We start from the raw sequence: 24,715 nt of genomic DNA, 5'->3' as shown, positions 1-24,715 counted from the left end.
GCCGGGAGGAGAGAATCATGAAGAATGAATTGAATGGAGTCGTCGATCCGGCCGATGAGAGGCTGCCGTTGCGCAGCCTGGTCCTGTTCGGCATGCAGCATGTCCTGGTGATGGCGGCGTCTCCCATCACCGCCGTCTTTCTTGTGAGCAAGGCGCTCGGCTTTTCCGATGCCGTGACGGTATCGCTCATCAGCGCCACCTTCTTCGTCTGTGGCCTCGGCTCGATGCTGCAGAGTTTCGGGCCGAAGGGTTTCGGCGCGCGCCTGCCCTTCGTCATGGTGCCGGGCGGCGCGCCGATCGCCATCTTCCTGGCGATCGCGCAGCAGACGGACGTCCAGACGGCGGTCGGCGCCGTCATCATGACGGCCCTGTTCTATTTTCTCGCGCTGCCGGTCTTTCGCAGGCTGCTGCGCTACTTTCCGCCCATCGTGGTCGGAACGATGCTGCTGCTGGTCTCCGTCAACCTGGTGCGCATCTACGGCGTGACGATCACCGGCAAGCCCGGCAGCGAAGGTTTTGCCGCCCCGATCGAGGTCGGGCTGGCGCTGATCACCATCGTTCTCACGGTGGTCGCCGCGCGCGTCCTTTCCGGAACGCTCCAGCGGCTTGCCGTCATGCTCGGCCTCGTCGGCGGCTCGCTCGTCGCGCTCGCCCTCGGGCATATGGACTTCTCCGGCGTTCTGTCGGGCCCGGTCATCGCCGTTCCGCAGCTCTTTCCCTTCGGCATGCCGAAATTCGATCCCATCGCCGCCATCCCGCTCATCGTCTTCTCGATCATCTCGATGGCGGAGGCGACGGGCCAGACCATCGCGACGGCCGAGATCGTAGGCCGCAGGGGCGATGCGCATGCGATCGTCCCCGCGACCATCCGCGGCGATGCCGTGATGTCGCTGGTCGGCGGCCTGTTCGGCACGTCGCTGATCATCACGAGCGGCGAGAATGTCGGCATCGTGCGCGCGACCAATGTGAAGTCGCGCTACGTCACCGCCATGGCGGGCGCCATCCTCGTCCTGATCGCGCTTGTCGCGCCGATCGGGCGGATGGCAACGGCCCTGCCGGAAGCCGTCGTCGGCGGCACGGCGGTCATCGTCTTCTCGATCATCGGCGTCATCGGGATCGACCTCTTGCGTCGTGTCGACCTGCGTGAGCACGGCGCGATGTTCACGCTGGCCTCGGCCCTGTCGATCGGCCTGCTGCCGATCCTGGTGCCCGGCGTCTACAGCCAGTTCCCGCAATGGACGCAGATGATCCTCGGCAACGGGCTTGCCGCCGGCACCATCACGGCCGTCCTGGTCAATGCCGTCTTCTCCCACCATGGCGCCGGCAGTCAGCCTGCGGAAACGGCGCCGTGCCTGCAATCCACCGCCCAAGGAGCAAACGAGTGAGCGCGATCCGCGAAAAACTGTCGATGTCAGGCGACCTGCTGCTTCGTCCTGGTCTCGTCCTTCTGCCGGAAGGGCCGCGTGCCGGCATGGCCGTCGTCGTGCGCGCCGGGGCCTTTCACCGGATCGATACGGCAGAAGCCGTTGCCCGGGACTTTCCGGAGCTGAAACCGGTCGATCTGCCGGACCATCTGCTGATGCCGGGCTTCGTCGATACCCATACGCACCTGACCCAGTCGCTCGGCAAGGCGCTGGTCTTCGGGGAACCGTCGGAAATCTTCCGACGGATCTGGGTGCCGCTGGAGGGCAGCCTCGACGAGCGCATGGTCTATCTCTCGGCGAAGCTCGCGGCGCTCGAATGCCTGCGCGGCGGTTTCACGACCGCCGTCGATGCCGGCACACGCTCGGAGGGCCATGTCGGCGCCCTCGTGCGTGCCGCAAGAGAGGTCGGGCTTCGCAGCGTCGTCGGCTTCATCTGCAACGATCTCGGCGGCACCGCGCATATCCCGGAGCCCGCCGCCATCCTGCGGCAGGCCGAGGAGCACCTTTCGGTCTACCGGAACGACCCGCTGATCCACCCGTCGCTGGCGATTTCCATTCCGGAAGCGGCGAGCGACGGGATGCTGAAGGCAGTGTCCGACATGGCGGCGGCGAACGGGGTGGTGTTCCAGACCCATGTCAACGAACATCTCGTCGCCGTCGAGCGCTCGCTCGTGGCGCGCGGGCGCCGGCCGATCGAGCATCTGGCGCATCTGGGGGCTCTCGGCCCCCAGGTCCTGCTGGCGCATTCGACGCTTGTCACGCCGCATGAACTCAACCTCCTGCGGGACACCGGAACGGCGGTCGCCTACAATCCGGTGGCCAGCCTGTGGAAGGGCAATGCCGTGGCGCCGGCGCTGCAGATGGCGGCGCTCGGCATCCGCTTCGGGCTGGGCACGGACGGAACGCGCGCGGATGGTTTCCGGCTGATGGAGGCGGGCGAGGGCCTGCAGCGCGCGGGCTTCGGCCTTGCCACGGGCGATTCGTCCTGCGGCGGCGGCTGGCTCTGGCTCGACCGCGCGACATCGGGCGCCGCGGACGCGGCTGGCCTGTCGGGCGTGACCGGCGCGATCGCCGAAGGCCTTGCCGCCGATTTCCTGCTCGTCGATCTCGACCGGCCGGAATTCACGCCCTCGCACGACCTGATGTGGGAGCTTGTGCGCTACGGCAACCGCGACCAGATCGACGCCGTCTTCACCGGCGGGCAGCTTCGGCTGTGGCAGGGCTGGCCCGTCGACTGGGATGCGCGGGCGCTGCTGGCCGAGGTGCGCGGCGATACGGCCGCGGCCATCGCGAAGGCGCCGATCCAGCGCATTCACCCGCTTTCGCAAGCGCATCGTGATCTCGGACACTATCAATGAGCATCAGCCTTATCGCCATTCTGGCCGCCGTGACCTTCGTCTCGGCCTTCATCCAGGGCGCGCTCGGCATCGGCTTTGCGCTGATCGTCGCGCCGGTCGTCGGGATGCTGAAGCCGGAACTGCTGCCCGTCACCCTGCTGTTGCTGATGCTGCCGCTCAACCTGCATGTCGCGGCGCGCGAGCGCGAGCATGTCGACTGGTCGGGCGCGACATGGATCACCATCGGCCGTTTTGCCGGCACGTTCGCCGGCCTCTGGCTTCTGGCCGCGCTGTCACTGGACCAGCTCGATCTTGCGGTCGGCATCTTCACCGTGGTTGCCGCCGGCGCCGCGCTGGTTGCTCCGCCCTTCACCCCGAACAAGCCGAGCGCGCTGGGGGTCGGCCTGTTCACCGGCGTCACGGAAACCGCCACCGGCATCGGCGGCCCGCCGCTTGCCTTGCTCTACCAGCACGCCAAGGCGCCGGTGCTGCGGGCCACGGTCGCGCTCTGTTTCTTCGTCGGCGAGATCATGTCGCTGGTCGTGCTGGCATTTTCCGGGCGCATCGGCTCCGAGCAGCTTCTCGCGGCGCTCTATCTTACGCCGCCGGTTCTCCTCGGAAGCGCCGTCTCGAGGCTCGCACACCACCGCATCGGCGGACGCGGCCTTCGAATCGGCGTCCTCAGCTTCGCCATCGTCAGCGGACTGTTTCTCATCGTTCGCTGACCGACGAACGGGAGGCCCTTGCCACACCCTTTCGAGACGCCATATTGGGCGGCAGAGACGAATGGAGGTTTGGCATGGGCGATGGTGGAATCAAGCGACCGGAAGAGGTCGTCGGCTATTGGTGCGAGACGCTGACGGCGAAGGACTGGTGGCAATCGACGCCGGAGCTCGATCAGCGCGTGCGCGACCAGTTCGCCGAAACGCATCTCGCCCTGTCGCGCGATGTCGCGCCGGAATGGCGGGCAAGCCCCGAGGCGCGGCTGGCGGCGATCATCGTGCTCGACCAGTTTCCCCGCAACATGTACCGCGCCTCGCCGATGGCGTTTTCCACGGACTGGATCGCCCGGCGGGAGGCGCGGCTTGCGTTGGAGGCAGGGGCGGACAGGCTGGTGGACTACGGCCGGCGCCACTTCTTCTACATGCCCTTCGAGCATTCGGAGACGCTTGCCGATCAGGACCTTTCCGTCTCGCTCTTCGAGGCGCATGGCGACGAGATGTACCTGGACTATGCGATGCGGCACCGCGACGTCATCGCCGAATACGGTCGTTTTCCGCATCGCAATGCCTTCCTCGGCCGGGTTTCGACGCCGGAGGAGGAAGCCTATCTCGCCGAACCGGGCGCCGGATTCTGATCGGCCCGCCGTTCCGGTTTAAAATGGCCGCAATCATGGCTAGAAAGGGCAGAATCGCGTGAACGCGATGCGTCGTCTGTTTCTGTCCAACGAGGATGGCCTGTTGCCGATCTCCCGCCTTCTTTCCGTCCTTCTCGCGGTCCTCGCGCTTGCGGCCTCACCGGTCCTTGCGCAGACGGCGGCGGCCCCCGATACGACGACGCAGCTCCAACAGGCGAACACGGATCTCGATCGCGCGGGCGCGCAGCTCAATTCCATTCGCGAACGGGTCGAGAAATACAAGGACGACGACGCGCGCCTTGTCGACCTGAAGATGGAAGCGGAGACGCTGAACCGCTCGATCCTCGCCACCTCCGTCGCCACCCGGCCGCGGCTGGATGCGATCAAGGCGCGCCAGACGGAACTCGGCGACCCACCGGCGGAGGGCGCGCCGGCAGAGGCGGACGTCGTCGTCGAGGAGCGCAAGAAACTCACCGCCGAGCGCAACGAAATCAATGCCTTGACGGGGGAGGCGGAAAATCTCTCGATCGAAGCGATCAAGCTGTCGAACCGCATTACCGAGATCCGCCGGCTGCTCTTCACCGATGCCATCCTGAAGCGCACGGAAGTCAGCTCCGACCTGTTTGCCGAGGCTTCCGGCGCGATTGCCGAGGAAGCGCAGACGCTCGGCCGCACCGTGACGGCGTGGCTGCAGTTCGTCTGGAAATTCAAGCGGATGCAGCTTCTCGGCGCGGTCGGTCTCTCGCTGATGGCGGCCCTCGTGCTGCTCTCCGGCAGCTACCGGCTGTTCTCGCCCTACATCACCCGCGCCGCGCGGCAGGAAAAACCGCATTACATCACCCGTCTTTCCGTCGCCTTCTGGTCGACAGTCCTGCCGACCATGGCGGCGGCGGCCTTCGCGGGGGCCAGCTACTTCTTCCTCGACGCCTTCAAAGTGTTGCGAACCGACATTGCGCCCATCATCGCGATCGCGCTCGGCGTGGTCGTGGCGGTCTACTTCGTGGGGCAGCTTGCCAATGCGGTGCTCTCGCCGGGAGACGGGCATTGGCGGCTGGTACGCGTTTCCGATCGCGGGGCCCAGCTCCTCTGGCTGCTGATCCTCAGCATGGCGATCGTCAACGGCGCCGACTACTTCCTCGGCACGATCAGCGAAGTGCTCGGCTCGCCGGTCGTGCTGACCGTGGTCAAGAGCTTCTTCGCCTCGATCATCATCGGCCTCCTGCTCGTCGTCACCGCCTTCATCAAGCCGGTGCTGCATCAGGGCGAAAAGCCGGATACGCCGGGGCGCCCCTGGCCGCGGTCGATCTTCGTCCTGCTGACGCTGACGGGGCTTGGCCTCATCTTCGCGTCGCTGCTCGGCTATGTCGGCATGGCGCGGTTCGTCGCCACGCAGATCGTCGTGACGGGAGCGGCGGTGGTGACGATGTATATCGGCTTCCTCTCCGGCCGCGCCGTCTCCGCGACGGGCGCCTTCGCCGAAACGGCGGTGGGCAAGAAGCTGGAAGAGCGTTTCGGCCTTGGCCCGGTGGCGCTCGACCAGGTGGGGCTTGCGGCGGGGCTGGCGATCTATCTGCTGATCTTCGTCTGCTTCGTGCCGCTGATCCTGCTGCAATGGGGCTTCCAGTTCGCCGACATCGAATCCTGGGCCTACCGCATCTTCACCGAGATCCGCATCGGCAGCATCACGATCTCGCTGGTCGGCATCATCGTCGGCATCCTGCTCTTCGTCGTCGGCCTCGTCGTCACGCGCTGGTTCCAGAAGTGGGTGGACGGCAACGTGCTGGCGCGCAGCCAGGTCGATGCGGGCGTGCGCAACTCCGTGCGCACCGCCGTCGGCTATGCGGGCGTGGCGCTGGCCGGCCTCGTCGGCATATCGGCCGCGGGCATCAATCTTTCCAGTCTCGCGCTCGTCGCCGGTGCCCTCTCGCTCGGTATCGGTTTCGGTCTCCAGAACATCGTCTCGAATTTCGTCTCGGGCCTCATCCTGCTCGCCGAACGCCCGTTCAAGGTGGGCGACTGGGTGGTGGCGGGCACGACGGAAGGCTTCGTGCGGCGCATCTCCGTGCGCGCCACCGAGATCGAGACCTTCCAGCGCCAGACGGTGATCGTGCCGAACTCGGTGCTGATCAACGGGCAGGTCGGCAACTGGACGCACCGCAACAAGCTCGGCCGCGTGGAGATCCCCATCAGCGTGCATGGCGGCAACGATCCGCGACAGGTGCAGGAAATCCTGACCGAAGTGGTGCGCGGGCAGCAGGGGCTGCTGCGCAATCCGGAGCCTACGGTCGTGTTCCAGGCCTTCTCCTCGGCGACGCTCGATTTCGAGATCCGCGCCTTCCTGGCTGACATCCTCAACGGCACCGGCGTCAAATCGGAGTTGCGCACTGCCATCCTCGAGCGTTTCCGTGAAGAGGAGATCGCCATCGGCGCGCCGGCTGCATCGGAAGTGCCGGTCAAGATCTCTCCGGAAGGGGCCGAACTCATCTCGACGCTTCTCGACCAGGCGACGGAGAAGCTGCGTCCGCCCGCGACCCGTAAGAGCCGCCGGCCGGCGAAGGAGGAGCCCGAGACCTGACAGGCGCGGCCTGATTTCCGGCACATGAACGCCGCATTCACGCTGCATTCAGCCGTCCCCTCATAAAACACATGCAAATCCGAGCGGGGAACGTTAGTGTTCTTCGCAGGGCTTTGAAGAGGGCGGCGCGCAAGCGCCGGGGTGAAGATGAAGCGAATGATCATGATGCTGCTGGTGTCGGCCGCAATGTCCGCTCCGGCCATGGCTGCCTCCGTCACCAACAAGGACGCGGACACGCAGGTCCTCGTCATTGTCGAGGACGGCAGCCGCGTGGAAGTGGCGCTGGAACCCGGCGCGACCGAGACGATCTGCCCGTCGGGCTGTTTCGTCACCCTGCCGAACGGCGACCGCATCGCGCTCAACGGCGCCGAGAACGTCGAAATCGAAGGCGGCGAGGCTTCGGTCAAGTAAGCCCCGGAACCATGTTTCCTGAAACGGCGCGGAAGAACAACGCGCCGTTTTTACTTTGCGGGCATGGTGGTTCCGCATGCCATGGCGGTTGTGCCACCGCGTTTTCATGCTCTCTAAATTTAACGCTTTCGCAAAGGGTTGCAGCTACGCCTTAAGCTGGGGAAAATCCTTGCTAAGAAGGCATATCATGACGTTCATCGGCATTTCCGGAATGCAGTATTCCGGCAAGTCTCTCTCGCATCACCGTATTCTTGTTGCCGAGGACTCGAATGTCTTCACGTCCATGATTTCGAAGCGGCTGAAGGAGCTTTTCGACATCGATGTCGAGATCTGCCGCAGCTTCGAGGAGCTGGAACTGGCCTACGACAAGTCCAGCGAGAAGATCACCCTGGCGATATCGAACATCAACCTGCCGGGCGCCGAGAACGGCGAGGCGTTGAACTACCTGGTCGACCTTTCCATTCCGACGATCGTCTTCACCGGCACGTTCCAGCAGGCGACGCGCGACCAGCTTCTCTCCAAGGAAATCGTCGACTACATCATCAAGGACAACATCTTCGCGGTCGATATGCTGGCGGAATCGGTCTGCCGGTTCCTCACCAACCACGAGCACCATGTGCTGATCGTCGACGACAGCGCGACAGCCCGGGCGCTGTTGACGACCCGCCTCAAGCGCTACAACTTCCGCGTCAGCGTGGCGGAGAGCGGAGCGAGCGCCCTGGCACTGCTGAAGGCGAACCCCGATATCAGCCTGATGATCACCGACTACAACATGCCCGACATCGACGGCTTCGAGTTGACGCGGCGCGTCCGCGGCACGCGGGGCTCGCATCAGTTGCGTATCATCGGCGTGTCCTCCTCGACGGACCGCCTGCTGTCGGCCCGCTTCCTCAAGGCCGGCGGCAATGACTTCATCATGCGGCCCTTCATCGACGAGGAATTCTACTGCCGCGTGAACCAGAATCTCGATACGCTGACGCAGATCAGGACCGCCCAACTGCGCTTGAGTGCATAGGCAGGGGCTGCCGGCGCGAACCACCCAGTTCTGTCCCTTACGTTACGTGAGATATTTCCCGGCGAATTAACCACTTGGTAAAACCGGTGGTTTGTAATGCGTCGAGACGGGAACATCATCTAAGGTACTGGACGACGTGGGAGTGGATACAAATCCGCAGCGAGACCCTGCATTTCTGCGCCATTCAGGCCAGCAGGTATTGCTCGTGGAGGATTCGCGCATGTTCTCCACGGCGCTCAAGTACAGGCTGGAGAAGGAGCTCGGCCTCTCCGTCACCCACTGCCCGAGCATGGCCGCGGTGCGGGCGATCTTCCAGTCCGAAGCCCCGGAATTCGTGCTTGCCGTTCTCGACCTCAACCTGCCCGACGCGCCGAACTGCGAGGCGCTCGACTATGTGATCTCCAAGGGCATCGCGCCGCTGGTGTTCACCGGTTCGTTCAGCGATGCGACGCGCGAGCAGATCCTCGCCAAGAACGTGCTCGACTATGTCGTCAAGGACAGCCCGGCGGCGATCCAGCAGCTCGTGCTTGCCGTCGACCGCATCCTGACGAGCGGCAAGACGCAGGTTCTGGTCGTCGATTCCGATTCCGAAAGCCTGCGGCAGCAGGTGAACCTCATCGCCAAGCAGCGTTTCCAGATCGTGGCCGTGGAGAGCGGGGCGGCGGCGCTCGAGGCGCTCGATTCCCGGACCGGGATCGACATGGTGGTCTGCGATATCGATCTTGCAGACATGGACGGCTTCACATTGCTGAGCGAAATCCGCCAGCGGCATGGCGACGACGCGGTGCGCGTGGTGGGGCTTTCGAAATCGGACGACCGCATGGTCGCCGCGCGCTTCCTGAGGGCCGGCGGCGACGAATATATCCAGAAGCCGTTTCTCGTCGAGGAATTCAACAGCCGCATCTTCCATGTCGCGGCGATCCAGAAGCGCGTGCAGTCGCTGCATCGCATCGCCGCGCGGGACTACCTGACGGACATCTACAATCGCCGCTACTTCTTCGAGGCGGGGCCGCGGCTTGTCGATCAGGCCCTGCGCCGCGGCGAGGCCATGTCCATCGCCATCCTCGACATCGACCATTTCAAGCGCCTCAACGACACCTATGGCCACGAGGTCGGCGACGTCGTGCTGAAGGTCGTGTCCAGCCGCCTCAAGCAGCGGGTGGGCGCGCGGCACCTCCTGGCGCGCCTCGGCGGCGAGGAGTTCGGCATCATCTTCAACGGCCTCGGGCTGGTGGAGGCGCTGGACCATTGCGAGCATCTGCGCATGGAGCTCGCCAGCCAGCCGATCGATGCGGATGGCGAGGCGCTGACGATCACCGTCTCTGCCGGCCTTGCCGCCATTTCCGAACGGGAAACCTTCGACAACTACCTCAATGCCGCCGACCAGTTCCTCTACATGGCCAAGCATGCCGGCCGGAACCGCGTCTTCTCCGAGCTTTCGCTGGTCAGCGCGCTGGCAAGCTGAAAGCCCCGCCGGTCGGGCAGGGCTCTTCGTTCCTCGATTATCGATCGTTCAGCGGGCGATGGCGGACAGCGTCAGCTTCCGGTCGGCGCGCTCCTGCTGGGGCGAACGGTTGTAGAGCTCGCGATAACACTTGGAGAAATGCGAGGCGGAGACGAAGCCGCAGGCGACCGCCACTTCCACGACGGGCATGGACGACTGCACGAGGAGGTGCCGCGCGCGGTCGAGGCGGATTTCGAGATAGTAGCGGGCCGGCGAGCGGCCCATCTCCTGGCGGAACAGCCGCTCGATCTGGCGGCGCGACAGGTCCGCGCCGTCGGCGATCTCCAGCAGCGACAGCGGCTCGGAGAGGTTCTTTTCCATGAGTTCGATGATCGACAGGACCTTTGCGTTCTGCACGCCGAGGCGGGCGCGCAGCGGCAGGCGCTGGCGGTCGTGGGGCCCTCGCACGCGGTCGGTCAGCGCCTGCTCGCAGACGCGGTTGACGAGGTTTTCGCCGAAATCCTGGTCGATCAGGTTCAGCATCATGTCCAGCGAGGCGGTGCCGCCGGCGCAGGTGTAGATATTGCCGTCGATCTCGTAGAGGTCGGCATAGACGTCCGCCTGGGGGAAGGCCTCGGCAAAGCCCGGCAGGTTCTCCCAGTGGATGGCGCAGCGCTTGCCCGACAGCAGGCCCGCCTGGGCGAGCACATGGGCGCCGGTACAGAGCGAGCCGACGGCGATGCCGCGGTTATAGACCTCGCGCAGCCAAGCGTTGACGGACTTGTTGGAGAAGTCCTCGACATAGATGCCGGAACAGACCAGCACCATGGAGGGGCGGTTCTCGCCGCCGAGATGCTTGCGCTCGTCGGCGAGCGAGGAGTTCACCTCGATGCCGATGCCGCTGGAGGAAAGCACCTGCTGGCCATCCGTGGAGGCGAGCCGCCAGGTATAGGCCTCGTAGCCGAGCATGCGGTTGGCGATGCGCAGCGTCTCGATCGCCGCCGAGAAGGGCAGCATGGAGAAGTTGGGCACGAGAAAGAAAACGAGAGAACGCTTCTTGACGTTTTGCTTGTTCATCGGTGTGTCCATGCTGGGGAGGCGGAATGTCGCAATCGTCGCAGGCAGATTGGCCGTCGCGCTAGTATTTTTGCGACAGTAAAAAGGATGGTTGCGACTGGGATGCGTTGTCTATCGCTGAAATGTCAGTGCCTTCCGGCAAAATTGTGACGATGGCTGACTACTTGCGCATTTGCGACCCCGCCATTGGTATTGTCCGATTGCGACAGGTCGATTTCCGTTGACAGGCGTGGTTTGACAAGATGACCGGCCCCGGCCAAAACGAGGGCGGATTCGAGGGGAATTTCGATGCTGCCAGATGGATATTCGGATGTGCCGGCCGGCAAGCTCGCGGCGGTGGTGACCTGCCTCGAAATGCTGGCGCCGCCCGTGCCTCGCGCCGATCCGGAACAGCCCGGCATCACGCTCGAGCGGATCGAAAAGCCTGACGTCGCCTGGTATCGCGACCTCTATGGCCGCATCGGCACCGAATGGCTCTGGGCTTCACGCCTTGCCCTTGCCGAAAGCGAGCTTGCCGTCATCCTCCACCACCGCGACGTGGAGGTCCATGCGGTCATGAAGGACGGGCGCGGGGAGGGGTTGCTTGAACTCGATTTTCGCGCGGCGGGCGTGTGCGAACTTGCCTTCTTCGGTCTGACACCGGCGGCGATCGGCAATGGAACGGGGCGCTGGCTGATGAACCGGGCGATCGCGCGAGCCTGGTCGCGGCAGGGACATCCTCCGATCGGGGGTTTCTGGGTGCATACCTGCACGCTGGATTCGCCGCAGGCGCTGGGATTCTATATCCGTTCGGGGTTCACGCCGGTGAAGCGGCAGATCGAGATTTTCGACGATCCGCGGCTGACGGGTGTCCTGCCGGAAACGGCGGCCGCCCATGTGCCGATCCTCAAGCCCTGAAAAGAAAACCGCCGGAGAGACTTTTGAAGGTCAGCTCCGGCGGTGTTTGGCGTCGTCTTCTTTCGGCGGGTTGCCGTTACAGTCGTCCGTCATCGCGTGTTCTTGTCGAACGAACGATAGCCGATATCCTTGCGCTGGTCGTAGGACAGGCCTTCGAGTTCGCGTTCGACGCGGCGGCGCTGCCAGGCGGAGATGATCCGCGCGGAGAATTCCCGGACGAGATGAGACAGGCTGCCGGCATCGCGGGCGCCTGCTGCGCGCCGGATCGGGCGGTGTTCCAGTGCTATTGCCATTTCAGGGTTCCTTTCGAGCTTGGGAGGTATCGAAAGGTCGCGACCTTGATCGTGACTATGTCGCAACCTCATACATCAATCAAACGAATATATTTGATTGGATCGATCAGCGTTCTTCATGTTCGCCGATAGCCGGCCAGTCGATGTCCTGCTTGAGATAGTCCGGCAATTGCTCCAGTTCCGCCGTCGTGTGGCGGATTGCGTTGCGCTTGCGCCGGGCCTCGATTGCCTCGCCCACGAAGCGCCTTATTGCGTAGTAGAATCCGTTGCCACGGACGAGAACGGCGAGATCGGCGCCGTTTGCGAACGATTTTTGCGTGTTCATGGCGTTTTTCCTTCCAATCGGTGACCTTGTAGATTGACTATCCGCCCATCTCGGTTTTCAATCAAACGAAATGAAGTGACGCTTTGCTTCAGAATTTCTGATCCATGGAGGCGGACAATGAATCTGCTGATGCGCCAGACGCTCCCCTTGCTGGAGCTCGATATCCTGAAAACCTTCGTGGCGATTGCCGAGACGGGCAACTTCACCACGGCTGCCGAGACCGTGCATCGCACGCCCTCCGCGGTGTCGATGCAGATCAAGAAGCTGGAAGAGCTGCTCGGCTGCACGCTGTTTCGCCGCGACGCGCGCTCGGTGGTGCTGACCCATCACGGCGAGGTGCTTCTGTCCTATGCACGGCGCCTCATCGCCCTCAGCAACGAGGCGGTCTCCCGCTTCATGATGCCCGAGATGAACGGTGTCGTGCGGCTCGGCGCGCCCGATGATGTCGGCGAGTTGATCCTGCCGGAAGTCCTTCGCCGTTTTGCCGAAACCTATCCGTCGATCGCCGTCAACGTCTCGATCGAGACGAGCAGCAGCCTGCGCCGCGCCGTTGCCGAGCGCCGCCTCGACCTTGCCATCTTCAACTCCGCCGACGGCACGATGCCGGTGCCGGGCGAGGTCCTCCTGAAGGAACAGCTCGTCTGGGCCGGCAAGAACTGCGGCAACGCGCATCTGAAGAACCCGCTGCCGGTGTCCGTCTGGGAGGAGGGGTGCATCTGGCGTGCACGCGCGCTGGAGGAGTTGAGCCGTTCGGGCCGTGATTTCCGCGTCGCCTATTTCTGCGCCCATCACATGGGCCAGCGCGCCGCGATCCGCGCCGACCTTGCCGTCGCGCCGCTCGCCCGCTTTCTTGTCGGCGAGGACATGGTGGCGCTTGGTGAAAAGGACGGCCTGCCGGACCTTGGCCACTACCTGATCGGCCTCGTGGTCAACGACGAGGCGGAGACGCCCGCACTGGCGGTCGCCGACTATATCCGTGCGGCCTTCGCGCGCATCGAGCGCCGGCCGATGGACATGCTGCAGGTCGCCTGCTGACTTTTAGGCCGGCCGGGCGCGCCCGGCCGCGCTATTCGCGGCTGCGGCGCCTGCGCCGCCCGCCACCTTCGCCGCCGCCGTCGTCGGACAGCACCTTGCGCTCGGGCAAAGCCACGACCTTGGCGAGTTCCGGGAACGGGTCCACCTTGTTCGGCATCGCCATGGCGTTGACGAAGAGCTGCTGGAAATTCGGCTCCAGCGCCGTCTCGATCTTCTCGATGCGGGCGACGGTCTGCTCGATCTCGCGGCGATGGTCGCGGTTGAGCAGGGCCATCAGGGCGCCGGTGCCGGCGGCGTTGCCGACGGCCTTCACCTCGTCGAGGTTGCAGTCCGGGATGAGGCCGAGCACCATGGCGTATTTCGGATCGATGAACGAGCCGAAGGCGCCGGCAAAGCGGATCGTGTCGACATGGTCGACGCCCTGCTTCTCCATCAGAAGCTTGATGCCGGCATAGAGCGCGGACTTGGCCAGCTGGATGGCGCGGATGTCGTTCTGGGTGACCGTGATGCGCGGCTCGCCGTCATGCAGCAGATAGGAGAAGGTGCGGCCGTTCTGCAGGATGCGCGGGCTCTTCTCCGCCATGGAGCCATCGACCACGCCGTCTTCGGAAATGACGCCGGCGAGGTACATTTCAGCGACAACCTCGATGATCGCCGAGCCGCAGATACCGGTGACGCCGACGCCGGCGGCGGCTTCCGCAAAGCCTTCCTCGTCCGACCACTTGTCCACGCCGATGACGCGGAACTTCGGCTCCAGCGTGGCGGGATCGATGCGCACGCGCTCGATGGCGCCGGGGGCGGCGCGCTGGCCAGAGGAGATTTCCGCGCCCTCGAAGGCCGGGCCGGTCGGTGACGACGCGGCGACGACGCGCTCGCGATTGCCGAGCACGATCTCCGCATTGGTGCCGACGTCGACCAGCAGCATCATGCGGTCCTGCCGGTAGGGGCCTTCCGCCAGCGTGGCGCCCGCCGCATCCGCGCCGACATGGCCGGCAATGCAGGGCAGCGTGTAGAGCCGCGCGCCGCGGTTCACGTCGATATCGAGTTCGTGCGCCCAGTATTGCAGGGCTCCGGAGACGGCGAGCGCGAAGGGCGCCTGGCCGAGTTCCGTCGGATCGATGCCGAGGAAGAGGTGATGCATGATGGGATTGGCGACGAACACCATGTCGAGGATGTCGTGCCGGTCGACTTCGCCTTCCGCGCAGACCTTGCCGATCAGGCCGTTGACCGCCTCGCGCACCGCCTTGGTCATGGCTTCCCGGCCGTCCGGGTTCATCATGACGTAGGAGACGCGGCTCATCAGGTCCTCGCCAAAGCGGATCTGCGGGTTCGACGTGCCCGAAGAGGCGACGATGCGGCCGGAGAGCAGCGAGACGAGATGCATGGCGATCGTCGTCGAGCCGATATCGCAGGCAATGCCGTAGGCCTCGTTCTTGAGGCCCGGATAGAGGGCGACGATGAAGGGGCGGGAGGAATCCATGTCGCGGTGGATGGCGGCGGTGACGCCCCATTGGCCCTTGCGCAGGATCGACTGGATCTGCGGAATGAGGTGCGGGGCGATGAGCAGGTCCTTCCAGCCCCAGTCCTTCTCCAGCATCACCTTGAGGCGGTCGAGATCGCCGAGCGGCTTGTGCATGTCGGGTTCGTCCACCTCGACATAGCAGAGCTGGACCGCGGCGTTGCGCTCGATGACGCGGTCGGTCGCGGCCTTGCGCACGACCTGCGCGTTGATGACGGTATCCTGCGGCACGTCGACGACGAGGTCGCCGAGGACGAGGGCGGAACAGGAGAGACGGCGTCCCTCGGGCAGGCCGCGGATCTTCTCGTAGCGCTCTTCCTTCGGGCCCTTCTCCGAGATGTGATCGAGCGAGGAGACGATCTTGTGCTTGGCGAAGTTGCCTTCCTGCACCTCGATCTGACAGCGCCCGCAGGTCGCGCGCCCGCCGCACACGCTCTCGACATAGACGCCGAGTTTCCGCGCGGCTTCGAGGACCGGTGTGCCGACCGGGAAGCGGCCGCGCTTGCCCGAGGGCATGAAGAGGACCAGCGGTTCCTTTGCCGAGGCTTCGGTCATGTTGGTCTCTTTCTCACCTTCGATGCGCATCGCTCGTACTCTTTCCTGGCGGTGGAACCGCAATTCAGCCCTTCCGGCCCGCGAGGCGCTTGACGTTGCGGCGCACACGCTTGCCGTAGGGTTTCAACGCGGCTTCCGACACGGCGCGCGCCGTGGCACTCGGCGAAGCCGCCGTCATCATGGCCTTTGCAGCAGCAAAATTGGCCGCCACGATGCTTTCCGCCGTGGCAGCCATCTTTTCGGTGACCATGCGGGTCATCTCAGCGGTGTTCTGCGTCGAACCCGTCATCGCCGCCATTCCCATCTCGTGGCAGCGCATGGCGATCACGAGGGGTGCCTCCAGCCAGAGGCTGAAGGCGTCGCGGCGAAACTGACGCCCGCCCGACATGTTATTCCCTCGCCGCGCCGGCGCCGGCGCGGGCTGCACGGCCGCCACGGCGGCCGCCGCCGGCTGCCGGCGCCGCGGAAGCGGCAGCGGTCGCGCCGCCTTCGGCCGGCTTGTGGTCGCGGTAGGTCATGATCCAGTTGGTGCAGTTCGCATCGGTGCCGTTGAGCACGTTGGCGGCGCGCACGGCTTCCATTTCCTGCGGACGGCAGGGGTTCATGATGGCAGACGTCATGCCGGCGCCGATGACCATCGGGATGAAGCCGGCATTGATGCCGTGGCGGTGCGGCAGGCCGAAGGAGATGTTGGACAGGCCGCAGGTCGTGTTGACCTTCAGCTCGTTGCGCAGGCGATAGAGCAGCTGGAACACCTGGCGGCCGGCATCGCCCAGCGCGCCGATCGGCATGACGAGCGGGTCGACGACGATGTCATGCGGCTTGATGCCGTGGTCCATGGCGCGCTCGACGATCTTCTTGGCGACGGCGAAGCGCACGTCCGGGTCCATGGAGATGCCGGTCTCATCGTTGGAGATGGCGACGACCGGGACGTCGTACTTCTTGACGAGCGGCAGGATGGCTTCGAGCTTTTCTTCCTCGCCGGTAACGGAGTTGACCAGCGGGCGGCCCTTGGCGACCTTGAGGCCGGCCTCGATGGCGGCCGTGACCGAACTGTCGATGGCGAGCGGGATGTCGACGAGGCCCTGGACGATCTCGAGCGTCTGGACGAGCAGGCCCGGTTCGGTCTCGTTCGGATTGACGGAGGTCACGCCCGCATTGATGTCGAGCATCGTGGCGCCGGCGGCGACCTGTTCCAGCGCGTCCTTGATGACGGTCTCGAAGTTGCCGGCCTGCATTTCCGCGGCCAGCTTCTTGCGGCCGGTCGGGTTGATGCGTTCGCCGATGACGCAGAAGGGCTGGTCGAAACCGATGATGATTTCGCGGGTGGCCGAGGCGACGATGGTACGTGTCATATAAGGTCCTCTGGGGCGGGGCGCCGGTTCAGGTCTAGCGCGCGATTTCCGGTGTTACAAGCTGGCATGCCGGCGGCAGCCGGCAGGCGGAATCAATGGGGTTGGTGGGCGGCTTTCTCGGCCATCTGCTGCTGGTCCTGTTCCTGGCCGTTGCGCGCCGCCTCGATGCGTTCGGCAACGAGCTGGTCGACCGGGTTCGGCTCGCGCTTCCAGGGCTGGCGACCCTTCAGCACGCCGGAATCATGCACCATTTCTGCGACATATTCTTCCTGGCGGTAGGCCATGACGTGAACGCCGGAAACGCCCTCGATCTCCTTCACCTCGTTGATGATGTCGATGCAGAGCTGCTTGCCTTCCTTCTTCTGGTCCTGCGCGCCCTCGAGGCGGGCGATGATGGAATCCGGAATGTGGATGCCCGGCACGTTGGAGCGGATCCACTTGGCCGTCTTGGCGGAGGCCATCGGGCCGACGCCGACGAGGATGTAGCATTTCTCGTGCAGGCCGAGGTCGCGCACCTTCTTCATGTATTCCCGGAACATGGGAACGTCGAAGCAATACTGGCTCTGCACGAATTGTGCGCCGGCCTCGATCTTCTTGGCAAGGCGGTAGGGGCGGAAGTCGTAGGGCGGGGCGAAGGGATTGATCGCCGCGCCGAGGAAGACCTTCGGCGGCGTCGTCAGCTTGCGGCCGGAGAGGAATTTGGCGTTGTCGCGCATGATGCGCACGGTTTCGAGCAGCGACATGCAGTCGAGGTCGAAGACCGGCTTTGCGCCCGGCTGGTCGCCGGCCTGCACGCCGTCGCCGGTGAGGCACATGATGTTGCACACGCCCATGGCGGCCGCGCCCAGCACGTCGCCCTGGATGGCGATGCGGTTCTTGTCGCGGCAGGCGATCTGCATGATCGGCGCATAGCCCATGCGGGTCAGCAGCGCGCAGATGCCGACGGAGGACATGTGGCAGTTGGCGCCGGAGGCATCGACGGCGTTGATGCCGTCCACCCAGCCGTCGAAGATCGCGGCGCGCTCGTAGACGTCCTCCGGATTGGCGCTGTCCGGCGGGTTGAGCTCGGTCGTCACTGCGAATTCACCGCGCCGCAGAACGCGCTCCAGGCGGCCGAGCGAGGAGTGGCCGGGCAGGGGATCGAGCGGCAGATGAGGCCCGAGCGGGTTTTCGTCGAAATGAGCCATGGATCAGGCGTCCTTTCCGGCGGCGGCAGCGGCTTCCCGCGCCGCGGCGGCTTCTGCCGTCACGCGCAGCCAGGACGAGGTTTCGCGCAGCGACTGGTTCACCGGCTTCTGCACGTTCATGATGGCATTTCCGTTCGCCATGTTCTGCGACCCCTTCCACGCTTGGACCCAGACGCAGGGCATGTCCGGCTCTACTTCGCAATTGCCGTTGGCGCGAACGCCGCCGCAGGGCCCGTTGCGAAGCTGCTTGGGACAGTTCATCGGGCAGGACATGCCCGTGGACGACAGCGCGCACTGGCCGCACATGCGACAGTCGAAGAGGAAGCCCTTCACATGCTTTTCGACGAAGGTGATCGGCCGCTCGACGCGCTGGTAGCCGAGGAGCTTCCAGAGCGGGTGCAGCAGCAGGAAGCCTTCGGCGAAGCGGTTGTAGAACCACTCGAAGAAGCGGGAATTGCGCACGGCCCAAAGACGGATCGTGTATTTGTGCCGCGAGCGGCGGCTCGGCGAGACGCCGGCCGGCGTGAAGGCGCCGGTGGCGGCCTTCTTGCCTGCGGCGGCGTTGCCGGGTTTGGGGTCAGCCATCGTCCCGGCCTCCGGCCTTGACGAGGGCGACGAGGCGCTCGCGGTCATAGGCGGCTTCGAGTTCGGCGGCGGCCTTGTCGGCCTCGGCTTCGAGATCGTCGGAGACCGGGACCGGATCGGCCTTGCGCCATTCGGCAAGGTAGTCGTCCGTCTCGGCCGCGCCGGTGCGCATGGCGCACATGTCGATGGCCTCGGTGAAGCGCAGCGACAGCTCCCGCTTGGCGTTGGCGCGGCCCTTCTTGATGATGACCTGGGCGGGGATGTCGCGCCAGTAGACGATGATGCGGTCTGCCATGTCGAAAATTCTCCCAGAGCATTTGCGTGAATCGCGGAAACGCTCTTCCTCTTGTCTCTCGCAATTCCGGTGGAAACCGTCGCACACTTTTCCTGGAATTGCTCTCATGCTGACAATGCGTTCTGGCCGCGTCGCTGGCTTCGCTCGCCACGACTGCCCCATGCTCAAAAACGACGCGGGATTTGCCGTCCAGAAGAATTACCAGATGCCGCGGGTCACGCCGTTCCAGAGCCAGGTCCAGATCGGCGGATGATACCATTGCCGCGAGGGCGCCGCTATTTTCAAAGGCTTGAGACTGCCGGTGACGGCATCGTGCAGGGCCTCGACGATGATGCCGGTCGAAGCGGCCGTCTGGAGCAGCGGATAGGTGTGCACCGTGTCGCGTTTGGAAGGTTTGAGCCGGTGCTGGTAGAGCACGCCCCCGGTATCCACGCCCGCATCGACAAGGTGCACCGTCGCGCCGAAATTCTCCTCGTCTGCGAGGATGCGCGACCAGTAGCCGCCCTGCAGGCCGCGATATTGCGGGGTGATGCCGGCGTGAAAGTTGAGCACCGGACAGGCGATGGCGGCGAGCGTTCCTGCCTTCAGCATGCGGGTGCTGACGAGAAGCAGGGCCGCCGGCCGGATGTCGTCGAGCGCCTTCAGGAATTCCGGGCTGTTGGCCGAGGGAACGGCGACACGGCGGATTTGTGAATCCACCGCGGGGTTTGCGCCGAATTCCTCAAGGATTTCCTTCGCGCGCCCCAGGGTGAAGCGCTTGCCGTATTTCGAGACGACCATGGTCGCGAGCTGTCCGAGCGCCTGCACCCAGCCGAGCTTTCTTGCACGCCGCCGGATGAAGAGCTTCTTCGATTCGGGCTCTTCCTCGATGACGACGAGCCGAGGGAAGGCGGCCCTCACGGCATTGACGACGATTTCCGGGTTCTGGCCGGGCTGGATCAGCATGGCCACCGTTTCCATCCGCGCGTCGCGTTCCGTCATGTCCCAAAGCCCCGCCATATCCTTGGCGCACATCATCCGGACGAGAGCTTAGAAAAGGGGTAACGGTGCAGCGGGATTTGCGGGCAGGGCTAAGGATTGGTTAGCGGGCGCGCAGCAGCTCGCCCGTCAGGTCGCCATAGCCGGTGAAGCGGTATTCGTAGGCAAGGCCCAGATAGTCCGCCGCCTCCTTCGCCTTCTGCTGCAAGGCCTCGTCCTCGACCTGCGAGAGATAGACGACCTTCTTGTAATTGCCGAAATACATGTCCTTCAGCTGCGGATGGCGGTCGAGGCCGAGCGGCTCGATGACGAAGGCGCGGAACTGGCGGGCGAGGAAATCGGTGAGGAAGAAGGACGTGACATCGTCGTCCTTCGCCGCGAAGGCTTCGTTGCCGGCGAAGAAGGAATAACAATGCGGCCCGGCGATGCGCTCCACGCCTTCGCGCTCGCAGACCCTATCGAGCAGGCCGCCGGTGCCGCAATCGGCATAGCCGACAAAGATGCGGGAAAAGCCTTCTGCTCGTGCTTCGGCGATTGCCTGCTCGACGCCGGGTGCTATCTTCTCGGGGTGCGCATGCCAGATGGCGGGAAGACAGAGGAGGTCGATGTGGTCCAGCCCGTTGGTCTGGCGGATGGCCAGGACCTCGCGGGCGATCGCGCCACAGGCGATCACGCGAACTTTTTCCGCTTTCGTGCGTTCATTGCTCGGACTTCCGAGCTGAAGTTCTGCGTCAACCACATCCATGAAGAGGGACTCCGACCATGACTGGGACAAACCTGACCAAGATCAGCATCGTTCTCGCAGCGCTTCTTGCGCTTAGCGCCTGCGGCAACACCATTCGTGGTGTCGGACGGGATACGGCCAACGCCGTGGATGCGACGCAGGACGCCGGCCGAAGCGTTGAGCGGGCCGCAAACTAAAGATCGTCAGCGGACGGCGCCGGTTCAAGACCGGCGCCGTCCGAATTCCACATTCAGCCCGCAAGCATGTTGTGCTTGCGTTTCATGAATTCCTTGGCCGTTTCCACCGCAACGGCGGCGTCGCGGCAGTAGGCGTCCGCACCGACGGCCTTGCCGAATTCCTCGTTGAGCGGCGCGCCGCCCACGAGAACGACGTAGTCGTCGCGCAGGCCCTTTTCCTTCATCGTGTCGATGACGACCTTCATGTAGGGCATGGTGGTGGTCAGCAGGGCGGACATGCCGAGGATATCCGGCTGCTCGCGCTCGATGGCTTCGAGATAGTTTTCGACCGGGTTGTTGATGCCGAGGTCGATGACGTCGAATCCGGCACCTTCCATCATCATGCCGACGAGGTTCTTGCCGATGTCGTGGATGTCGCCCTTGACGGTGCCGATGACCATCTTGCCCTGCTTCGGCGCGCCGGTGGCGGCGAGCAGCGGACGCAGGATCGACATGCCGGCCTTCATCGCATTGGCCGAAAGCAGAACTTCCGGAACGAAGAGGATGCCGTCGCGGAAATCGACGCCGACGATGCGCATGCCTTCGACGAGCGCCTGGGTGAGGACGTCATAAGGGGCCCAGCCGCGCTCCAGCAGGATGTTCGTGCCCTCTTCGATCTCTTCCTTGAGGCCGTCGTAGAGGTCGTCGTGCATCTGCTGCACAAGCTCTTCGTCGGAGAGATCGGCGAGAATGATTTCGTCGTCAGACATGTTTGTTCCTCGTCTCCATTGGCGCTGCGGTCGCAGGGTCGTGGTACAAGGAATATCCTTCCTCTTGCGCGAACCTGATTTTGAAAGCGACGTCGCATACAGCGAAAAGCGACCCGCCGAAGGCTTGTTCCCTGAATACTCTGTAAAGCCGTGAATTGACAGTGCAAACAGGACAATGGCGCTACGATGCCGGTCGCAATCCCGCTATAGTCGCCGCAGCATCGGTATCCAGCGTGCGCCACCGCTTGGCGCATTGAGAACCGCCCCGCCCCGGCGGCTTGCTAGCATAGAAAAAGAGGCGCATTCGGGCGCTGGAAGAACAAGGCCAGAGGTGCTTCCGGCACCGTAATACAAGGAAAGACGGATCATGAGCGAGGACATTCAGCAGGTGGCAGGCGAGGGCGGCGGTCGTCGCTCGCGTGAGGGGCGCGGCGCTGCCGCGCGGCGCGCATCGCGCACGGGCGGCGGTCCGGGCCCGTCGCTGCCCTACATCACCCGCAGGATCAAGGAATACGAGGTTCTCGACGAAGAGGGCCTTCAGCTCATCGAAGCCAATGCCGACCGCATTCTGGAAGAGATCGGCATCGAATTCCGTGAAGATCCCGAAGCCCTTCAGCTCTGGCGTGAAGCCGGCGCCGACGTGCGCGGCGAACGCGTGCATTTCCCCAAGGGCCTGTGCCGCGAACTCCTGAAGACCGCCCCCTCGCAGTTCACCTGGCATGCCCGCAATCCCGAGCGCAGCGTCCAGATCGGCGGCAAGGCCACCGTTTTCGTGCCGGTCTATGGCCCGCCCTTCGTGCGCGACCTCGAAGGCGTCCGGCGTTATGCGACCATCGAGGACTTCCGTAATTTCGTGAAGCTCGCCTATATGGCGCCGTCCATGCACTCGTCCGGCGGCACGGTCTGCGAGCCGGTCGACGTTCCCGTGAACAAGCGCCACCTCGACATGGTCTACAGCCACCTCAAATATTCCGACAAGCCGTTCATGGGCTCCGTCACCGCGCCGGAACGCGCGGAAGACTCCATCGCCATGGCCAAGCTCGTCTTCGGCGACGAGTTCGTCGAAAACAACACGGTCATGATGAACCTCATCAACGCGAACTCGCCGATGGTCTTCGACGAGACCATGGTGGGGGCGCTGAAGGTCTATGCCCGCCATAACCAGGCCTGCGTCGTCTCGCCGTTCATCCTGTCGGGCGCCATGAGCCCGGTCACGGTCGCCGGCACACTGACGCAGATCCTCGCCGAGGTTCTCGCCGGCGCCGCCTTCACCCAGCTCATCCGCAAGGGTGCGCCGGTGCTGTTCGGCACCTTCGCCGCCTCGATCTCCATGCAGTCGGGTGCGCCGACCTTCGGTTCGCCGGAGCCGTCGCTGGTTTCCTACGGTGCGGCGCAGCTCGCCCGCCGCCTCGGCATTCCGTTCCGTACCGGCGGTTCGCTCTGCGGCTCCAAGGTCCCGGATGCGCAGGCCGCCCATGAATCGGCCAACACGCTGAACATGACGCTCCTGGCCGGCACGAATTTCGTACTGCATGCCGCTGGCTGGCTCGAAGGCGGCCTCGTCGCCTCCTACGAGAAGTTCATGATCGACCAGGACCAGCTCGGCATGCAGCAGAAATTTGCCGAAGGCATCGATCTTTCGGAGAATGCGCAGGCGCTCGACGCCATCCGCGAAGTCGGTCCGGGTAGCCATTATCTTGGCTGTGCGCACACCCAGGCCAACTTCCAGACCGCGTTCTACCGCTCGCCGCTCGCCGACAACAACTCGTTCGAGCAGTGGGAAATCGAAGGAGAGAAGCGCATCGAAGACCGTGCCAACGCGCTCTGCCGCACCTGGCTCGAAAGCTACGAGGCGCCCTATCTCGACCCCGCCATCGATGACGCCCTGCTTGCCTTCATCAAGGCGCGCAAGGACTCGATGCCCGACGCCTTCACCTGAAAGGGTCCCGATCGCGCCAGGGAGCAAGGCGGAGCAGTGAGGGTGGCAGACATGATCCAGAAGGAAGTCTGGCGCCCGCACTATGAAATCAAGGGAGACGTGACCCGGTGAGGGCGCATCGACCCGATACCAACAGCATCCGTGCGGCTCTTGAGCCGCACGGTCTTTTTTTGCGCGGTTTCGTCAATTTTGCGGAAGGCGAAAGCGCACCGGAACTTTCCGACGGCCGCCCCGCCGCCAGCGTCCTGCTGATCGGCAATGTGGGCAGCTCGCTCTGGCCGGCATTTTCGCGGTGGCGGGAAGGGCTGGCGGACCATGGCGGCAGCGACCCGCTCGACGCCTGGTCGAAGGAGACCATCCTCAAGGTCGCCGGACCGGTGGGCGCCACCGCCTGGTTTCCCTCCGATCCGCCCTGGCAGCCCTTCCAGCAATGGGCCATGCGCGCGGAGGGCCTGAAGGCCTCGCCGCTCGGCATCCTCATCCACCCCGTCTACGGCCTGTGGCACGGCTATCGCGGCGCGCTCGGCTTTGCCGAGCCGATTGCGGACGAGCCACCGCCGGCGGCCCCGCATCCTTGCGATGCCTGTCCGGACAAACCCTGCCTCACCAACTGTCCCGCCGGTGCCGTCCGCCCGGCGGCCTTCGACGTGTCCGCCTGCCGCGCGCATCTTCGCACGCCGGAAGGGCAGGGCGGCTGCATGCGCGCCGGCTGTCTCGCCCGCGCCGCCTGTCCGATCGGCGCTGCCTATTGCTACGACGACGCCCAGGTCCGCTTCCACATGGCGGCCCTGTCGCTTTGATTGCCCGCCGGTAGCGCCCATGTTAGGTTACATGTAATCGGAGGTCGGCCCATGGCACGTTCGGCAGCAGAAAATCGTCGTCGGGTGGAAGAGCATCGTGCGCGCCTGCGCCGGCAAGGACTGCGGCCGCTTCAGCTTTGGGTGCCGGATACCCGATCGGAGGCCTTCGCGGCGGAGGCGCGCCGACAGGCGGAGGCCGCCCGGCAAAGCGGTTTTGCCGAAGACGACCAGACCTTTGTGGATGCCGTTTCCGAGTTTCCGGACGAATGAAGCGCGGTGAAGTCTGGACCGTCTCCGATGGCGGCGGCTATGCCGGCAAGCCTCGCCCGGTCGTCATCGTGCAGGACGACGCCTTCGATGCGCTCGATTCCGTCACGATCTGCCCTTTCACGAGCGATCCGGCCGATCTTCCGCTTTTCCGCATTGCCGTCCGGCCGGAACCGGGCAACGGCTTGAGAATGGAAAGCCGCATTATGGCCGACAAGATCACCACAGTGCGCAAGGCAAAGCTTGGTTCGCAGATCGGCACTCTCTCCGAAGAGGACATGCGCCGGCTCGGACAGGCGCTTATCGTCTTCATCGGTATCGCTCGCTAAGAGCGCCGGAGGTTCCTTGCGCTATCTGCCATTCATCCTGCTTCTA

General features: G+C 64.6%; 27 protein-coding genes. 15 read left to right on the top strand and 12 right to left on the bottom strand.

All coding sequences use genetic code 11. From position 1 onward, the window contains the following. Positions 1-17: 17 nt before the first annotated feature. From Q9316_RS10975 to Q9316_RS10940, 8 genes are all read left to right on the top strand, one after another. Positions 18-1,385, top strand: a complete 1,368-nt coding sequence (locus Q9316_RS10975) for a uracil-xanthine permease family protein (RefSeq protein WP_306031655.1) — start codon at positions 18-20, stop codon at positions 1,383-1,385. Between the two features lie 23 nt (positions 1,386-1,408). After that, positions 1,409-2,782 carry an amidohydrolase gene (locus Q9316_RS10970; RefSeq protein ID WP_371878000.1) on the top strand — a complete coding sequence of 458 codons (1,374 nt, stop codon included), beginning with the start codon at positions 1,409-1,411 and terminating at the stop codon, positions 2,780-2,782. Beyond that, positions 2,779-3,486 (top strand): sulfite exporter TauE/SafE family protein, encoded by a 708-nt coding sequence (locus Q9316_RS10965; RefSeq protein ID WP_306031653.1) that lies wholly within the window; start codon positions 2,779-2,781, stop codon positions 3,484-3,486. Before Q9316_RS10970 ends, Q9316_RS10965 begins: the two co-directional genes overlap by 4 nt. A 74-nt stretch (positions 3,487-3,560) precedes the next feature. After that, entirely contained in the window at positions 3,561-4,118 is a 558-nt protein-coding gene (locus Q9316_RS10960) for a DUF924 family protein (RefSeq protein ID WP_306031652.1), read from the top strand. Between the two features lie 103 nt (positions 4,119-4,221). Beyond that, the gene (locus tag Q9316_RS10955) at positions 4,222-6,693 is read left to right on the top strand and encodes a mechanosensitive ion channel family protein (protein WP_306031651.1); all 2,472 of its coding nucleotides are present in this window, start codon (positions 4,222-4,224) and stop codon (positions 6,691-6,693) included. Between the two features lie 147 nt (positions 6,694-6,840). After that, positions 6,841-7,104 (top strand): hypothetical protein, encoded by a 264-nt coding sequence (locus Q9316_RS10950; RefSeq protein ID WP_306031650.1) that lies wholly within the window; start codon positions 6,841-6,843, stop codon positions 7,102-7,104. Between the two features lie 187 nt (positions 7,105-7,291). Continuing rightward, positions 7,292-8,119, top strand: a complete 828-nt coding sequence (locus tag Q9316_RS10945; protein WP_306031649.1) for a response regulator — start codon at positions 7,292-7,294, stop codon at positions 8,117-8,119. 220 nt (positions 8,120-8,339) lie between these two features. Further along, complete coding sequence (locus tag Q9316_RS10940) at positions 8,340-9,584, top strand: GGDEF domain-containing response regulator (RefSeq protein WP_306031648.1); 1,245 nt, start codon at positions 8,340-8,342, stop codon at positions 9,582-9,584. 48 nt (positions 9,585-9,632) lie between these two features. Here Q9316_RS10940 and Q9316_RS10935 read toward each other — a convergent pair whose 3' ends face one another. After that, positions 9,633-10,640, bottom strand: coding sequence for a GlxA family transcriptional regulator (locus Q9316_RS10935; protein WP_306031647.1), 1,008 nt, complete (start codon positions 10,638-10,640; stop codon positions 9,633-9,635). 288 nt (positions 10,641-10,928) lie between these two features. On the opposite strand from Q9316_RS10935, the gene Q9316_RS10930 reads away from it, so the two are divergent. Continuing rightward, positions 10,929-11,537: a GNAT family N-acetyltransferase gene (locus Q9316_RS10930; RefSeq protein ID WP_306035184.1), complete on the top strand. Its 609-nt coding sequence runs from the start codon at positions 10,929-10,931 to the stop codon at positions 11,535-11,537. A gap of 89 nt (positions 11,538-11,626) precedes the next feature. Here Q9316_RS10930 and Q9316_RS10925 read toward each other — a convergent pair whose 3' ends face one another. Both Q9316_RS10925 and Q9316_RS10920 read right to left on the bottom strand, forming a co-directional pair. Then, positions 11,627-11,830, bottom strand: coding sequence for a hypothetical protein (locus Q9316_RS10925; protein WP_306035183.1), 204 nt, complete (start codon positions 11,828-11,830; stop codon positions 11,627-11,629). 106 nt (positions 11,831-11,936) lie between these two features. After that, a complete protein-coding gene (locus Q9316_RS10920) occupies positions 11,937-12,155 on the bottom strand; it encodes a hypothetical protein (RefSeq protein WP_306035182.1) in 219 nt (72 codons plus the stop codon). Positions 12,156-12,272: 117 nt separating this feature from the next. Between Q9316_RS10920 and Q9316_RS10915 the strand changes: the two genes are divergently transcribed. After that, the gene (locus tag Q9316_RS10915; protein ID WP_306035181.1) at positions 12,273-13,190 is read left to right on the top strand and encodes a LysR family transcriptional regulator; all 918 of its coding nucleotides are present in this window, start codon (positions 12,273-12,275) and stop codon (positions 13,188-13,190) included. A 31-nt stretch (positions 13,191-13,221) separates the two neighbouring features. Here Q9316_RS10915 and Q9316_RS10910 read toward each other — a convergent pair whose 3' ends face one another. The 8 genes from Q9316_RS10910 to Q9316_RS10875 form a co-directional block, all read right to left on the bottom strand. Then, a complete protein-coding gene (locus Q9316_RS10910; protein WP_306035180.1) occupies positions 13,222-15,294 on the bottom strand; it encodes an ASKHA domain-containing protein in 2,073 nt (690 codons plus the stop codon). Between the two features lie 34 nt (positions 15,295-15,328). Next, entirely contained in the window at positions 15,329-15,652 is a 324-nt protein-coding gene (locus Q9316_RS10905) for a hypothetical protein (protein ID WP_306035179.1), read from the bottom strand. 1 nt (position 15,653) lies between these two features. Continuing rightward, on the bottom strand, positions 15,654-16,619 hold the full coding sequence (locus Q9316_RS10900) for a methyltetrahydrofolate cobalamin methyltransferase (RefSeq protein ID WP_306035178.1): 966 nt from the start codon (positions 16,617-16,619) through the stop codon (positions 15,654-15,656). Between the two features lie 92 nt (positions 16,620-16,711). Next, complete coding sequence (locus tag Q9316_RS10895; RefSeq protein ID WP_306035177.1) at positions 16,712-17,806, bottom strand: methylenetetrahydrofolate reductase; 1,095 nt, start codon at positions 17,804-17,806, stop codon at positions 16,712-16,714. A gap of 3 nt (positions 17,807-17,809) precedes the next feature. Continuing rightward, positions 17,810-18,391 carry a methylenetetrahydrofolate reductase C-terminal domain-containing protein gene (locus Q9316_RS10890; protein ID WP_306035176.1) on the bottom strand — a complete coding sequence of 194 codons (582 nt, stop codon included), beginning with the start codon at positions 18,389-18,391 and terminating at the stop codon, positions 17,810-17,812. Further along, positions 18,384-18,686: a virulence factor gene (locus Q9316_RS10885; protein ID WP_306035175.1), complete on the bottom strand. Its 303-nt coding sequence runs from the start codon at positions 18,684-18,686 to the stop codon at positions 18,384-18,386. Before Q9316_RS10885 ends, Q9316_RS10890 begins: the two co-directional genes overlap by 8 nt. A gap of 198 nt (positions 18,687-18,884) precedes the next feature. Next, positions 18,885-19,667 (bottom strand): formyl transferase, encoded by a 783-nt coding sequence (locus Q9316_RS10880; RefSeq protein ID WP_371877985.1) that lies wholly within the window; start codon positions 19,665-19,667, stop codon positions 18,885-18,887. 100 nt (positions 19,668-19,767) lie between these two features. Next, positions 19,768-20,409: a DUF1638 domain-containing protein gene (locus Q9316_RS10875; protein WP_306035174.1), complete on the bottom strand. Its 642-nt coding sequence runs from the start codon at positions 20,407-20,409 to the stop codon at positions 19,768-19,770. A gap of 17 nt (positions 20,410-20,426) precedes the next feature. Here Q9316_RS10875 and Q9316_RS10870 point away from each other — a divergent pair, with 17 nt between their 5' ends. Beyond that, positions 20,427-20,585, top strand: a complete 159-nt coding sequence (locus tag Q9316_RS10870; protein ID WP_306035173.1) for an entericidin — start codon at positions 20,427-20,429, stop codon at positions 20,583-20,585. Positions 20,586-20,638: 53 nt separating this feature from the next. Here Q9316_RS10870 and Q9316_RS10865 read toward each other — a convergent pair whose 3' ends face one another. Then, positions 20,639-21,334 (bottom strand): corrinoid protein, encoded by a 696-nt coding sequence (locus Q9316_RS10865; protein WP_023514481.1) that lies wholly within the window; start codon positions 21,332-21,334, stop codon positions 20,639-20,641. A 367-nt stretch (positions 21,335-21,701) separates the two neighbouring features. On the opposite strand from Q9316_RS10865, the gene Q9316_RS10860 reads away from it, so the two are divergent. The 4 genes from Q9316_RS10860 to Q9316_RS10845 all read left to right on the top strand — a co-directional run bounded on the left by Q9316_RS10860 (position 21,702) and on the right by Q9316_RS10845 (position 24,669). Continuing rightward, a complete protein-coding gene (locus tag Q9316_RS10860; RefSeq protein ID WP_306035172.1) occupies positions 21,702-23,273 on the top strand; it encodes a trimethylamine methyltransferase family protein in 1,572 nt (523 codons plus the stop codon). A gap of 107 nt (positions 23,274-23,380) precedes the next feature. After that, complete coding sequence (locus Q9316_RS10855; protein WP_306035171.1) at positions 23,381-24,073, top strand: ferredoxin; 693 nt, start codon at positions 23,381-23,383, stop codon at positions 24,071-24,073. Between the two features lie 51 nt (positions 24,074-24,124). Continuing rightward, entirely contained in the window at positions 24,125-24,343 is a 219-nt protein-coding gene (locus Q9316_RS10850) for an antitoxin MazE-like protein (RefSeq protein ID WP_306035170.1), read from the top strand. Continuing rightward, on the top strand, positions 24,340-24,669 hold the full coding sequence (locus Q9316_RS10845) for a type II toxin-antitoxin system PemK/MazF family toxin (RefSeq protein ID WP_306035169.1): 330 nt from the start codon (positions 24,340-24,342) through the stop codon (positions 24,667-24,669). The genes Q9316_RS10850 and Q9316_RS10845 overlap by 4 nt, the downstream gene beginning before the upstream one ends. Positions 24,670-24,715: the final 46 nt, after the last annotated feature.

The organism is Shinella zoogloeoides, assembly GCF_030733845.1.
GTDB classification, from domain to species: Bacteria; Pseudomonadota; Alphaproteobacteria; order Rhizobiales; family Rhizobiaceae; genus Shinella; species Shinella zoogloeoides_C.
This window is presented reverse-complemented; position numbering and strand designations above follow the sequence as displayed.

Coding starts and splice junctions, on each gene's coding strand:
- Q9316_RS10925 (WP_306035183.1), bottom strand. CDS start 11,830: ATGGCAATAGCACTGGAACACCGCCCGATCCGGCGCGCAGCAGGCGCC.
- Q9316_RS10950 (WP_306031650.1), top strand. CDS start 6,841: ATGAAGCGAATGATCATGATGCTGCTGGTGTCGGCCGCAATGTCCGCT.
- Q9316_RS10940 (WP_306031648.1), top strand. CDS start 8,340: ATGTTCTCCACGGCGCTCAAGTACAGGCTGGAGAAGGAGCTCGGCCTC.
- Q9316_RS10965 (WP_306031653.1), top strand. CDS start 2,779: ATGAGCATCAGCCTTATCGCCATTCTGGCCGCCGTGACCTTCGTCTCG.
- Q9316_RS10975 (WP_306031655.1), top strand. CDS start 18: ATGAAGAATGAATTGAATGGAGTCGTCGATCCGGCCGATGAGAGGCTG.
- Q9316_RS10865 (WP_023514481.1), bottom strand. CDS start 21,334: ATGTCTGACGACGAAATCATTCTCGCCGATCTCTCCGACGAAGAGCTT.
- Q9316_RS10945 (WP_306031649.1), top strand. CDS start 7,292: ATGACGTTCATCGGCATTTCCGGAATGCAGTATTCCGGCAAGTCTCTC.
- Q9316_RS10885 (WP_306035175.1), bottom strand. CDS start 18,686: ATGGCAGACCGCATCATCGTCTACTGGCGCGACATCCCCGCCCAGGTC.
- Q9316_RS10915 (WP_306035181.1), top strand. CDS start 12,273: ATGAATCTGCTGATGCGCCAGACGCTCCCCTTGCTGGAGCTCGATATC.
- Q9316_RS10845 (WP_306035169.1), top strand. CDS start 24,340: ATGAAGCGCGGTGAAGTCTGGACCGTCTCCGATGGCGGCGGCTATGCC.
- Q9316_RS10960 (WP_306031652.1), top strand. CDS start 3,561: ATGGGCGATGGTGGAATCAAGCGACCGGAAGAGGTCGTCGGCTATTGG.
- Q9316_RS10910 (WP_306035180.1), bottom strand. CDS start 15,294: ATGCGCATCGAAGGTGAGAAAGAGACCAACATGACCGAAGCCTCGGCA.
- Q9316_RS10880 (WP_371877985.1), bottom strand. CDS start 19,667: ATGACGGAACGCGACGCGCGGATGGAAACGGTGGCCATGCTGATCCAG.
- Q9316_RS10970 (WP_371878000.1), top strand. CDS start 1,409: ATGTCAGGCGACCTGCTGCTTCGTCCTGGTCTCGTCCTTCTGCCGGAA.
- Q9316_RS10920 (WP_306035182.1), bottom strand. CDS start 12,155: ATGAACACGCAAAAATCGTTCGCAAACGGCGCCGATCTCGCCGTTCTC.
- Q9316_RS10935 (WP_306031647.1), bottom strand. CDS start 10,640: ATGAACAAGCAAAACGTCAAGAAGCGTTCTCTCGTTTTCTTTCTCGTG.
- Q9316_RS10860 (WP_306035172.1), top strand. CDS start 21,702: ATGAGCGAGGACATTCAGCAGGTGGCAGGCGAGGGCGGCGGTCGTCGC.
- Q9316_RS10875 (WP_306035174.1), bottom strand. CDS start 20,409: ATGGATGTGGTTGACGCAGAACTTCAGCTCGGAAGTCCGAGCAATGAA.
- Q9316_RS10890 (WP_306035176.1), bottom strand. CDS start 18,391: ATGGCTGACCCCAAACCCGGCAACGCCGCCGCAGGCAAGAAGGCCGCC.
- Q9316_RS10850 (WP_306035170.1), top strand. CDS start 24,125: ATGGCACGTTCGGCAGCAGAAAATCGTCGTCGGGTGGAAGAGCATCGT.
- Q9316_RS10870 (WP_306035173.1), top strand. CDS start 20,427: ATGACTGGGACAAACCTGACCAAGATCAGCATCGTTCTCGCAGCGCTT.
- Q9316_RS10895 (WP_306035177.1), bottom strand. CDS start 17,806: ATGGCTCATTTCGACGAAAACCCGCTCGGGCCTCATCTGCCGCTCGAT.
- Q9316_RS10905 (WP_306035179.1), bottom strand. CDS start 15,652: ATGTCGGGCGGGCGTCAGTTTCGCCGCGACGCCTTCAGCCTCTGGCTG.
- Q9316_RS10900 (WP_306035178.1), bottom strand. CDS start 16,619: ATGACACGTACCATCGTCGCCTCGGCCACCCGCGAAATCATCATCGGT.
- Q9316_RS10930 (WP_306035184.1), top strand. CDS start 10,929: ATGCTGCCAGATGGATATTCGGATGTGCCGGCCGGCAAGCTCGCGGCG.